The organism is Lysinibacillus sphaericus OT4b.31 (assembly GCF_000392615.1).
Classification (GTDB): Bacteria; Bacillota; Bacilli; order Bacillales_A; family Planococcaceae; genus Lysinibacillus; species Lysinibacillus sphaericus_B.
In genome coordinates this window covers 1,419,391-1,431,466 of sequence record NZ_KB933398.1, presented here as the reverse complement: position 1 = coordinate 1,431,466, position 12,076 = coordinate 1,419,391, and the positions used below count along the sequence as shown (strand labels likewise).

At 38.3% G+C, this 12,076-nt stretch carries 10 protein-coding genes; 5 read left to right on the top strand and 5 right to left on the bottom strand.

Annotated elements, in window-relative coordinates; translation table 11 throughout:
* The first annotated feature begins 273 nt into the window (after window positions 1–273).
* The 5 genes from H131_RS06395 (at window position 274) to H131_RS06375 (ending at window position 5,790) form a co-directional block, all read left to right on the top strand.
* The gene (locus H131_RS06395) at window positions 274–1,887 is read left to right on the top strand and encodes an ATP-binding protein (RefSeq protein WP_419185160.1); all 1,614 of its coding nucleotides are present in this window, start codon (window positions 274–276) and stop codon (window positions 1,885–1,887) included.
* The gene (locus H131_RS06390; RefSeq protein WP_010858268.1) at window positions 1,874–2,587 is read left to right on the top strand and encodes a response regulator; all 714 of its coding nucleotides are present in this window, start codon (window positions 1,874–1,876) and stop codon (window positions 2,585–2,587) included. The genes H131_RS06395 and H131_RS06390 overlap by 14 nt, the downstream gene beginning before the upstream one ends.
* 100 nt (window positions 2,588–2,687) lie before the next feature.
* Window positions 2,688–3,716: a tripartite tricarboxylate transporter substrate binding protein gene (locus H131_RS06385; protein ID WP_010858267.1), complete on the top strand. Its 1,029-nt coding sequence runs from the start codon at window positions 2,688–2,690 to the stop codon at window positions 3,714–3,716.
* A gap of 53 nt (window positions 3,717–3,769) precedes the next feature.
* Entirely contained in the window at window positions 3,770–4,246 is a 477-nt protein-coding gene (locus tag H131_RS06380) for a tripartite tricarboxylate transporter TctB family protein (RefSeq protein ID WP_010858266.1), read from the top strand.
* A 17-nt stretch (window positions 4,247–4,263) separates the two neighbouring features.
* On the top strand, window positions 4,264–5,790 hold the full coding sequence (locus H131_RS06375; RefSeq protein WP_010858265.1) for a tripartite tricarboxylate transporter permease: 1,527 nt from the start codon (window positions 4,264–4,266) through the stop codon (window positions 5,788–5,790).
* Between the two features lie 41 nt (window positions 5,791–5,831).
* Here the strand turns inward: H131_RS06375 and H131_RS06370 are convergent, their stop codons facing one another.
* From H131_RS06370 to pdhA, 5 genes are all read right to left on the bottom strand, one after another.
* Window positions 5,832–6,614 (bottom strand): SDR family NAD(P)-dependent oxidoreductase, encoded by a 783-nt coding sequence (locus H131_RS06370; protein WP_010858264.1) that lies wholly within the window; start codon window positions 6,612–6,614, stop codon window positions 5,832–5,834.
* A gap of 123 nt (window positions 6,615–6,737) precedes the next feature.
* The gene (gene lpdA / locus H131_RS06365) at window positions 6,738–8,153 is read right to left on the bottom strand and encodes a dihydrolipoyl dehydrogenase (protein ID WP_010858263.1); all 1,416 of its coding nucleotides are present in this window, start codon (window positions 8,151–8,153) and stop codon (window positions 6,738–6,740) included.
* 5 nt (window positions 8,154–8,158) lie between these two features.
* A complete protein-coding gene (locus H131_RS06360) occupies window positions 8,159–9,493 on the bottom strand; it encodes a dihydrolipoamide acetyltransferase family protein (protein WP_010858262.1) in 1,335 nt (444 codons plus the stop codon).
* A 47-nt stretch (window positions 9,494–9,540) separates the two neighbouring features.
* On the bottom strand, window positions 9,541–10,518 hold the full coding sequence (locus H131_RS06355; RefSeq protein ID WP_010858261.1) for an alpha-ketoacid dehydrogenase subunit beta: 978 nt from the start codon (window positions 10,516–10,518) through the stop codon (window positions 9,541–9,543).
* A gap of 3 nt (window positions 10,519–10,521) precedes the next feature.
* The gene (gene pdhA, locus H131_RS06350) at window positions 10,522–11,637 is read right to left on the bottom strand and encodes a pyruvate dehydrogenase (acetyl-transferring) E1 component subunit alpha (protein ID WP_010858260.1); all 1,116 of its coding nucleotides are present in this window, start codon (window positions 11,635–11,637) and stop codon (window positions 10,522–10,524) included.
* Between the last annotated feature and the right edge of the window lie 439 nt (window positions 11,638–12,076).

Below are 12,076 nucleotides of genomic sequence, written 5' to 3'. Positions count from 1 at the left end.
TTTCTGTCTATTATAATTTTAGAAAAATAATAGAAAAAAACCTACATTAGAAACAATATTTAAACAAGCTATCATCTACAAACATACGTCTCTTTTTAGTGATTTCTCTATACAAAAATAATGAAATGCTCTACAACTCTATTAATTAAGTATCCCTTCACACCCTTTTTTATAGTTTTTTTGAACAACCATAGATTATATAACATAATAGCTGTTAATATAGATTTATTATTTTTAATTTTCTTAATATTGAAGGAAGTGGGATGATCACTTATTATAAAACCATTAAAATTACAAACACGATTTGCCTACTATAGTAGTTTTTTTATTCTAATCATTGTAGTCTTTGCTGGCTTACTATTTTATTTAACAATTTCTGATGCACTGCAAACACAATTGGGAAAACGGGCACTCTATTTGGCAGAAACAACTGCTAATCGTGGGGATGTTTTAGCTGCATTTAAAACAGACAATCCAACGGAGGTACTTCAAAAAATCAGCACCGATATTATGAATACAACAGATGCTGCATACGTAGTTATTGGCAATGAAAATGGCATTCGATACTCTCATCCCATTACTGAACGAATTGGCAAACCTATGGTTGGTGACGACAATGCACGTGCATTATTAGATGGGGAATCCTATATATCCATTGCTAATGGCTCTTTGGGTGAATCAATTCGAGGTAAAGCCCCTGTGTTCGACACGGATGGGACAATTCTCGGTGTCGTTTCAATTGGCTACTTAACAAGTGAGCTGGACAACTTATATTTGCAATATCTCGACAACATTTTTTATATTATGATGCTTGCCTTAATCATTGGTATTGTCGGTTCCATTTTTTTATCTCGCAGTATCAAAAAACAAATGTTCAACCTCGAACCTAATGAAATTGCCAATCTTTTCACAGAAAAAAATGCACTGATTGAATCTGTACGAGAAGCCATTATTACTGTTAATCACAAAGGTGAAATTACAACGCTGAACAATGCTGCAGCTAAAATCTTACATTTATCTGATAAAGATTCTGTAATCGGAGAAAATATTGAATATCATGTTCCAAATACTCACCTACTTGAAGTTCTTACTTATGGTAAAAAACAACACGATAAACCAATGATTATTAATGGTAATGAAATAATTGTGAACCGCGTGCCCATAAAGATGAACGGGAAAATTGTTGGTGCTGTTGCTAGTTTTCGATTGCAGTCAGAAATTGACCAGCTGGCGATTGAATTATCTCAAGTTAAGCAATATACCGAAGCATTACGTGCACAAACGCATGAATTCAACAATATTCTTTATACGATTTCAGGGCTAATTCAATTGAATGCCTCAGATGAAGCATTATCTATTATTCATAAAGAAGTACAAGGGCATTCTTCATTAACTCAGTTCATCACAAATCGTGTCAAAGACCCATTTTTAAATGGACTTATCATAGGGTTCTTTAATCGGGCACGCGAATTAAAAGTCAAACTTATTTTCGATGAAGACAGTTATTTAGAAACGTTGCCGGATAACATCGAAAAAAGTCTCATTATCTCCATAATGGGTAATTTGTTGACAAATGCTTTTGAAGAAGTTGAGAAAAATAAGGATCGCCCACCAATTGTTAGACTTTTTGTTTTTGACAATGGTCAAGAAATAATAATAGAGGTTGAAGATTCAGGTAACGGCTTAGCACAAGAAAAGCTAGAAGTACTCTTTTCAGAAAATATTTCCACAAAAGATACGAAATTTAGAGGATATGGTTTACGTAAAGTTATTTCAAGTGTTCATGAATTAAACGGCACACTGGCTCTTGAAGAAGGAGATTTAAGTGGTGCATTATTCATTGCATCTATTAGCAAAGGGGGAAATGTAGGAGATGCAAGATATTGAGGTATTGATTATTGAGGATGATGTACGTGTTGCTGACGTGCATCGTCGTTTTTTAGAAAAAATTGAAGGATTTCATGTAATTGCCTGTGCACATACCGGTGAAGAAGCACTAGACTGGCTCATGTCTTTTTCACCGCACCTTATTTTATTGGATGTTTACTTACCTGATATTCTTGGCATTGATTTGATTGATAAAATTCAAGCAATTCGGCCATTTACCAACATTATTTTGATTACAGCGGCAACAGAAGCACATATTGTGCAAGAAGCTTATCGAAAAAATGTCACGGACTATATTTTAAAACCTTTTACTTTCGAGCAATTAAAAGAAAGTGTCGAAAAATACCGCATGAAACACTTTATTCTACAAAATGATGAAAAATTCACGCAGGAAAAAATTCAACAGCTCTGGCCAAAAGCACCATCCAATGAAAAAATAGAATTATCATTATTACCAAAGGGGATCGATCCAACAACAATGAATCATGTCATTAATCATTTAACTACCATTGAGGATGGTACTACTGCAGAGGGATTAGGAAAAAATATCGGGGTCAGCCGTTCTACAGCTCGGCGTTATTTAGAGTTTCTCGTTACACAAAAACAAGCACATACTGAGCTTATTTATGGTACTGTTGGACGACCTGAGCGTAGATACTTCATTACTCATAAACATTATGAACAAAATGAAACAAATTAACATTATTATCATAATATTGTCATTGGATAAATTTACGGTAAATTTATGGTAGCGCTTGCAATTGCAGCGCTACCATTTTTCTTTACAAGGGGGATATCTTATGTGGAAAACATTGACGAAATTTGCGGCAGCAACACTTTTATTAGCTGGCTTGGCAGGCTGCACTTCAACAGATTCTTCTAGTGCTGGGGACGCGGGAGAAACGAAAGCAAGCAATTATCCGGAAAATAATATCACAATTGTTGCTCCTTCTGGCGCTGGCGGTGGCTGGGATTTAACAGCGCGAGCAATTTCTAAAACGATGAATGATACAAAACTTATTGAAAAACCAATACAGGTGGAAAACAAACCTGGTGGTGGTGGCGCCGTATTTATGGCTACTTTTGCGACTAAAGAAGCTAAAAATGATTACATGCTAATGGTAAAATCACCACCTATTTTGATTAATAATGAAAAAGCTGAAGGAAACAGTAAATTTGGTTATAAGGATACAACACCTTTAGCACAATTAACGCGTGATTATGGTGCCATTGTGGTTAAAAATGATTCGGCTTATCAAACGCTCGATGACGTGATAAATGCCTTAAAAACGACTCCTCAAGATGTAACACTAGCTGGTGGTTCTGCACCAGGATCTATGGATCATCTGATAGGTATTATTCCAGCATTCAAATCAGGAATCGATTTAAAAACAGTGAAATACGTTTCTTATGATGGGGGTGGTGAAGCTGTTGCTGCACTCTTAGGTGGTAATGCCGATGTGATTGCAACAGATGCCTCGACCATAGCATCCTATGTAAAATCAGGTGATGTTCGCGTACTAGCTGTCAGTTCTTCAGAGCGATTAGAAGGTGAATTAGCTGAGGTGCCAACTTTTAAAGAAGCAGGTATTGATGAAGAATTTACAATTTGGCGCGGCATTTTTGGACCAAAAAATATGTCTGAAGATGCTGTAACATATTGGTCTGAAAAATTGCAAGCAATGGTTGAAACAGATGAATGGAAATCTGAAGTAGAACGCAATGGCTGGCAAAGTGAGTACCGCAACGCAGAGGAATTCACTAAATATTTAGATGAGCAAAACGAGACAATTGTTGAGCTATTAACAGCTCTAGGTATGCAAAAATGAAGAAAGAAAAGCGACTCTTTTCGTCGCTTTTCTTGATAGGAGGTGCAAAACGGTTGAGCCAAACTTTCGATAAAATCTCGAGTATTGTATTTTTCATCATTGGTATTTTATTTGTCGTACAAGCAACTCAAATTTCAGATAGCGCATACGGTTCTACAGTGGGACCGAAAACATTTCCATTAGGCTTGGGAATAATTCTAGTGTTACTTAGCTTACGGCTCTTTTATGAAACATGGAGACAAGCTGTGAAGGCAAGATTAGCTAAAGGTCCAAAATCGCCTTCGAATCCATTTCCCATTGAAATAAAAAAGTTCTTCATCCTATTTGTTAGCGCGATAGCCTATGTATTTTTCCTTGAAATAGTAGGTTACGTGATTACGACTTTTATCTTTTTATTAATCGGCTTCCAAACAATGGAACGAGGAAAAATAGTAGTTTCTGTTATTATTTCAGCCACTTTCTCCGTTGGTATCTATTATTTATTTTCAGTTATTCTAGGTGGCTCTTTGCCTAGTTTGCCTACTTTTTAGTGTGAAGGAGTGAACACATGTCAACAGTGCAATTTTTAGCTGACGGCTTCGCAGTTGCTTTTCAATGGCAAAATCTATTATTTGCTTTTGTCGGCGTTATTATCGGAACTGCAGTTGGGGTGCTTCCTGGAATTGGTCCAATGAGTGGGGTTGCTTTGCTCATACCAGTTACTGCAACACTTACATCAGGATTACCAACTGAAGCTGCTGCTGCAAGTTCTATCATTTTACTTGCAGGCGTATATTACGGGGCTATGTACGGTGGCTCAACAACTTCTATTCTGTTAAATACGCCTGGTGAATCATCATCTGTTGTTACAACACTCGATGGTTATCAAATGGCGAAACAAGGTCGTGCTGGTAGTGCTCTTGCTATTGCTGCAATTGGATCGTTTTGTGCAGGCATCATAGCATTACTTGGTCTTGTACTATTAGCCAAACCATTATCCAGTGTGGCATTAAAATTCGGTCCTGCTGAATATTTTTCATTAATGCTCCTAGGTCTTGCCGCAGTGAGTGGACTTGCTGGGCGTTCGATTACGAAAGCGTTAATCATGACGGTGCTTGGTTTAATGCTTGGTACAGTCGGAATTGATGCAGTATCAGGTATCGAACGTTTTACTTTTGGTCAACCAATGTTGTTTTCTGGAATTGAATTTTTGACAATTGCCGTCGGTTTATTTGCCCTAGGTGAAGTATTCAAAACGATACTTGAAAAAGACGGTGATGATGGTCAAATTGCAAAGATTACGCGCATTTTACCAACAAAACAAGATTTAAAAGATAGTGCAGTGCCGATTGCACGCGGCTCATTTTTAGGGTTTTTCATCGGTGTCTTACCTGGTGCAGGGGCAACACTTGCTTCTTTCTTTTCTTATATTACCGAGAAAAAATTCAGTAAGACACCAGAGAAATTCGGCAAAGGGCATATCGCTGGTGTAGCTGGACCTGAATCAGCTAACAATGCAGCATCGGGTGGTGCAATGATTCCACTTCTAACTTTAGGTATTCCAGGTTCTGGTACTACCGCTATTTTAATGGGTGCACTCATTATGTACAATATTCAGCCAGGTCCGTTATTATTTGATGAGCATCCTGAGGTTGCTTGGGGTTTAATTGCAAGTATGTTTATTGGTAACTTAATGTTATTAGTTTTAAATATGCCGCTTGTACGTATTTTTGCAAAAATAATTGAAACGCCTAAAAAATATTTATTACCAATCATTATCGCTATATCGTTTTTCGGTGTTTATGCCGTGCAATATACAACATTTGATTTATATTTATTACTTGCTTGTGGACTACTTGGTTATCTATTTGCTAAAAACGACTACCCAGTAGCGCCTCTAGTACTTGCTCTTGTCTTGGGACCTATGATCGAAAATAATATGCGTCGAGCTTTAACTATCTCTAATGGGGATTTTTCAATTTTCATGACAAAACCTTTATCATTACTATTTTTAGTTGTTGCAGTGTCTTGGTTGCTCATACCGCTACTTATGAAAATGCGTGGTAAAAATGTCATTATTAATGAAGAAGAATAAAAAGAGTGGAGAGAACTTATTTCTCTTCACTCTTTATGTATTTATAGTGCGTGACCTGAACCACCATCGATATTAACAGACGTTCCCGTCACATAGCTTGCGGCATCTGATACTAAGAAAGTAATAACATTTGCTGCTTCCTGCGTGTCACCAACACGCCCTAGAGGAATAGATTGGCCAACCTTTTGAGAATATTCTCCCCATGATAACTCCGATGCTTCTTTTTTCCATTGATTTTCAATTTGATCACTGCGAATTAACCCAATACAAACCGAGTTTACACGGATATTATCTTTTCCTAAATCTTTGCTCATCGCCTTCGTTAGAGCAAGCCCTGCTGCACGACTGACAGTAGTCGGAAGCGAACTTGCTGGTGGCGTTTTTGCCATGACAGCTGTTACATTAACAATGGCTCCCCCACCAACCTTACGCATATGAGGCACAGCAAATTTCGAACAATTAATAGCTCCAAACACTTTTAAATCTAAATCTGCCTGCCATACTTCACTACTAACCGATTCAAAAGGATTGGCTGATGCTGTGCCGGCGTTATTAATGACAATATCAATACGCCCATAATGCGCTACTGTTCGCTCGATAAGCTTCTTACAATCTTTTTCTTTCGTAATATCAGTCGGTACGAATAAAACGTCCTTGCCCGTTTCGTTTTTAATGCAACCAGCTGCTACTTGTAGCTGTTTTTCACCACGTGCACACAACACAACTTGAGCGCCTTCTTTGACAAGCTGCATGGCAGTATAATATCCGATGCCTTTACTTGAACCTGTAATAATTGCCACCTTGCCCTTTAAGCCTAATTCCATCTCATCATCACCTCTGTATTATTAGAATATTCTTTCTATATTAACTGTATCAAAATTACAAGGAATATACAAAAAAACGACTATAAAGCAAACATGCTTTATAGTCGTTTCAAATGTTTCAACTTATTTTTTAGCTAAAATATGGATTGGGTTGCCTAGTAAAACTTCAGCAGTTTCCATTGTGATTTCACCTAGTGTTGGGTGAGCATGAATAGTTAGAGAAATATCTTCAGCAGTCATGCCGCCTTCAATAGCTAAGCCCATTTCAGCGATCATATCTGATGCACCAGCACCAACAATTTGAGCACCAATTAATAAGCCGTCTTCTTTACGAGCTACTAGCTTCACGAAACCTTCTGCTTGGTTCAATGCAAGAGCACGACCATTTGCTGCGAATGGGAATTTCGCTGCAGTATACTCGATACCTTCTGCTTTAGCTTGATCTTCATTGTAACCAACAGTCGCCATTTCTGGATCTGTGAAGCATACAGCAGGAACAGCTAAATAATCCACGATTGATTTTTCGCCAGCGATTGCTTCAGCAGCAATTTTACCTTCATAAGAAGCTTTATGCGCAAGCTGAGGACCCGCTACGATATCACCGATTGCATAGATGTTCGGAATATTTGTACGACATTGTTTGTCGACATTAATAAGACCGCGTTCACCGAATTCAATACCGATTTCAGCAAGACCCATTTCATCTGTATTTGGACGACGACCAACAGTAACTAATACGTAATCAGCTTCAACTTTTTTCTCTTCTCCGCCAACTTCATATGTTACTACTACGCCGTTTTCTGTTTCTTCAACGCCTTTTGCAGATGCGTTTACTTCCATTTCAACGCCTTTCTTTTTAAGGCCTTTTTTCACGATTTGTGTCATTTGTTTTTCGAAGCCAGCTAAAATATCTTTGCCGCCTTCAATAATTGTTACTTGTGAACCAAGGTTAGCATAAGCTGAGCCTAGCTCTGTACCAATATATCCTCCACCGATAACGACTAATTTACCAGGTACTTCTTGTAAAGAAAGTGCGCCTGAAGAGTTTAGTACACGATCAGTAAATTTAAATGTTGGAATTTCAACTGGACGAGAACCTGTTGCTAAAATCACATTGTTAAATGTGTAAGTTTGAGCAGATTCACCATTGATGATACGCACTGAATGAGCGTCTACAAAATAAGCTTCACCTTGTACAATTTCAACTTTATTGCCTTTAAGTAAGCCTTCAACACCGCCAGTTAATTTTTTAACAACGCTGTCTTTAAATGCTTGTGCTTTTGAGAAGTCTAATTTCACGTCAGAAGCGACGATACCCATGTCATCTGAATGCTTAGCTTGTTCAAAACGGTGACCTACTGAAATTAATGCTTTTGATGGGATACAACCTACGTTTAAGCACACACCACCAATTACATCCTTTTCAACGATTGTTACTTTTTGGCCAGTTTGTGCTGCACGAATTGCTGCTACATATCCTCCAGGACCTGAACCAATGACAAGAGTATCTGTTTCGATTGGGAAATCTCCTACTACCATTTTTGTTACGCCTCCATTAATAATAATTCTGGCTCACTTAACAAACGCTTTAAGTGATTTAAAGCATTTTGCGCAGTGGCTCCATCGATCATACGATGATCAAAGCTCAATGATAATGCTAACACAGGTGCAGCTACAATTTCACCATTTTTTATTACAGGTTTCTCTGAAATTCGACCAATTCCTAAAATTGCAACTTCAGGATGATTAATAACTGGTGTGAACCATTGTCCTCCTGCCGAACCGATATTCGTGATAGACATTGATGCACCTTTCATTTCATGTGGAGCAAGCTTGCTATCACGGGCTTTTGTTGCTAGTTCATTTATTTCATTTGATACCGCAAATACCGATTTGCGATCTGCATGTTTAATGACCGGAACAAGTAAGCCTTTTTCTGTATCTGCCGCAATACCAATATTGTAGTAATGCTTTTGAATAATTTCTTGTGTTGCATCATCTAATGAGCGGTTAAATTCTGGGAACTCGCGCAAAGTAGAAATAAGCGCTTTTACAACGTATGGTAAGTACGTTAATTTCACACCTTTTTCAGCAGCGATATCTTTGAATTTTTTACGATGTGCTACAAGTGCCGTCACATCGACTTCATCCATAAGTGTAACATGAGGAGCTGTTTGTTTCGAGTGTACCATTGCTTTTGCAATCGCTTTTCGAATACCAGACATTTTTTCACGTGTCTCAGGGAAATCACCTTCAAGAACCACTGGTGCCGCTGAAGTTGGCTCTTGTTGAGCAATTACTTCTTCCGCTGCAATTGGTGCTTCTTCAGCCTGTGCTACGCCACCACCATTTAAGAAATTCTCGATATCTCCTTTTAGAATACGGCCATTTTTGCCTGTACCTGCAACTTCACGAATATTTACATCATTATCACGTGCAAATTTTCGTACTGAAGGCATCGCAATAATACGCTTAGTACTATCAGTAGCTTCTTCTTTTACAGAAGCCGCTTCTTTTACTGGCGTTTCTTCTTTAGCAGGTGCTTTCGCTACATCCTGACCAGCTTCAGCAGTTGCCTGTACTTGAGCCTCAGTTTTCGCTTCTGCATGGTCGTCACCTTTTAATTTTAAGTCTTCGTAACCAGGAGCATCAAAACGAATTAATACATCGCCCACAACAGCTACTGTACCTTCTCCTACTAATACTTCCTCTACTTTACCTTCAACTGGTGATGGAATCTCTACGACTGCTTTATCATTTTGTACTTCACAAAGAATATCGTCTTCTTTCACTGTATCCCCAGCTTTAACGAACCATTTAACGATTTCTCCTTCGTGAATACCCTCGCCAATATCTGGTAATCTGAATTCAAATGCCATGTGTACCCATCCTTTCTCTTTGCTCTTCATCAAATTTGCAGGTTACATTAGAATGTTAAAACTTTTTTCGCTGTTTCCATTACATCTTTATAGTTCGGTAACCAAACACCTTCTGCTTGTGGGAATGGGTACACAGTATCTGGTGCTGCTACACGAAGTACAGGTGCTTCTAAGCTTAAAATTGCACGCTCTGTAATTTCAGCTACAACATTCGCAGCAATACCTGCTTGTTTTTGCGCTTCTTGAACAACAATTGCACGACCTGTTTTTTCAACTGAAGCAATGATTGTTTCAATATCAATTGGCTGAATTGTACGTAAGTCAATAACTTCGACAGAGTGACCTTCTTTTTCTAGTTCTTCTGCTGCCTTCAAGCTTTCATGTACCATGAGGCCATATGCAACGATTGTTAAATCTTTACCTTCACGTTTTACATCCGCTTTTCCTAGTGGAATTGTGTATGCTTCCTCCGGTACCTCTTCACGGAACGAACGATATAATTTTAAATGCTCTAAGAAAATAACTGGATTATCATTACGAATAGATGAAATGAGTAAGCCTTTTGCATCGTATGGTGTTGATGGTACAACAACAGTTAATCCTGGTTGCGCTGTCATTAAGCTCTCTAAGCTATCTGAGTGCATTTCTGGCGTATGTACGCCACCACCAAATGGTGAACGGATTGTTACAGGTGCGTTGTATACACCACCACTACGGTAGCTCATACGTGCTAATTGACCACTAATTGAATCCATTACTTCATAAACGAATCCAAAAAATTGAATTTCAGGAACTGGTCGGAAACCTTCTAGAGAAAGACCAATCGCTAGGCCACCAATACCAGACTCTGCTAATGGTGTATCGAATACTCGGTCAACACCGAATTCTTTTTGTAGGCCTTCAGTTGCGCGGAATACCCCACCGTTGACACCCACATCTTCTCCGAATACAAGAACGTTTTCATCGTTCTTTAATTCTGTGCGAAGTGCATCTGTAATTGCTTGAATCATCGTCATTTGTGCCATAGGTTATTTCGACTCCTTCTCTTTGTAGATTTCATACTGTTCTTTTAAATTCGATGGCATTTCGCCTTTATACATGTTTTCCATTAACTCTGTTACTTTTTGTTTTGGAGCAGCATCAGCTTTTTTAATAGCTTCTTTAATCTCTTCTTTTGCACGCTCTATGACAGCCTCTTCTTTTTTCTCATCCCACAGACCTTTAGCTTCTAGGTATTTACGGAAACGTACAAGCGGGTCCTTTTGTGCCCATTCGCTATCTGTATCTGATGTACGGTAACGTGTTGGATCATCCCCTGCCATTGTATGTGGACCATAGCGGTAACACATTGTTTCAATAAATGTTGGGCCTTCACCATTGACTGCGCGCTCACGTGCATCACGTGTAGCTACATATACTGCAAGAGCATCCATGCCATCTACTAAAATACTTGGCACACCAGCCGCTACACCTTTCTGTGCAATCGTTTTTGCTGCAGTTTGTAATTCACGAGGTGTAGAAATTGCGTATTGGTTGTTTTGTACAATGAAAATTGCTGGAGATTTAAATGCGCCAGCGAAGTTAATGCCTTCATAGAAATCACCTTGTGATGATCCACCATCACCTGTATATGTTACAGCAACGGCTTTTTTACCGCGTTTTTTAAGACCAAGCGCTACCCCAGCAGCTTGAATATATTGTGCACCAATAATGATTTGTGGTGCTAAAACGTTTACACCTTCAGGAACCTGATTCCCTGCAAAGTGTCCACGTGAGAATAAAAATGCTTTTTCTAAAGGTAAACCATGCCAAACAATTTGTGGTACATCACGGTAACCTGGTAAAATCCAGTCTTCTTTTTCTAAGGCAAAATGAGAAGCAAGTTGTGACGCTTCTTGACCAGCAGTCGGTGCGTAGAAGCCTAATCGCCCTTGACGGTTAAGTGAGATAGAGCGTTGGTCTAAAATACGTGTATATACCATACGCGTCATTAACTCTACTAGCTCCTCGTCTGCTAATTTTGGATCCGCCTCTTCATTAACAATTTCGCCTTCTTCATTCAGAATTTGGAACATTTCAAACTTGTCTTCGATTTCAGTTAGCGTTTGTTTTGGATCAAAAATATTATTGTTTTTGTTACCCATTTGTCACATCTCCCTTTCAACTGTATTAAAATAAATCACTTTTTAACTAGTACAACTTATCCTTAGGACTCAGTATACTGAATAAAATATCGTCGGTCAATCATATATTCCAGCTATAAACGAAGATTTCCCTTAAAATAAAGAGTTGTCCGCTCTGTCCTATACTGTATCATTTGCAATCAATAGCTGTATTACAACAACTTTTTGTAAGCGCACTAATATAACGTTTCCCTAGATAATTATCACTAGTAGAATACCCTAGTTCATGACAATCTAATAGCAACAAAAATAATTTTAAGTTTAATTAGATGAATGAATTTCATAAATAGTTATTCTATAAAGAAACACGTATATTTAGGAGTGTAAGGCGGCGACTCTAGCGGGAAAAGCAAGCGAACCGAGATACTGGACTGAGCTTTTATGGGAACGAAGGCTAAAA

Excerpts from the sequence above, each read along its gene's own strand:
- H131_RS06390 (WP_010858268.1), top strand. The coding sequence starts at position 1,874 with ATGCAAGATATTGAGGTATTGATTATTGAGGATGATGTACGTGTTGCT.
- H131_RS06385 (WP_010858267.1), top strand. The coding sequence starts at position 2,688 with ATGTGGAAAACATTGACGAAATTTGCGGCAGCAACACTTTTATTAGCT.
- H131_RS06375 (WP_010858265.1), top strand. The coding sequence starts at position 4,264 with ATGTCAACAGTGCAATTTTTAGCTGACGGCTTCGCAGTTGCTTTTCAA.
- H131_RS06370 (WP_010858264.1), bottom strand. The coding sequence starts at position 6,614 with ATGGAATTAGGCTTAAAGGGCAAGGTGGCAATTATTACAGGTTCAAGT.
- lpdA (WP_010858263.1), bottom strand. The coding sequence starts at position 8,153 with ATGGTAGTAGGAGATTTCCCAATCGAAACAGATACTCTTGTCATTGGT.
- H131_RS06360 (WP_010858262.1), bottom strand. The coding sequence starts at position 9,493 with ATGGCATTTGAATTCAGATTACCAGATATTGGCGAGGGTATTCACGAA.
- H131_RS06355 (WP_010858261.1), bottom strand. The coding sequence starts at position 10,518 with ATGGCACAAATGACGATGATTCAAGCAATTACAGATGCACTTCGCACA.
- pdhA (WP_010858260.1), bottom strand. The coding sequence starts at position 11,637 with ATGGGTAACAAAAACAATAATATTTTTGATCCAAAACAAACGCTAACT.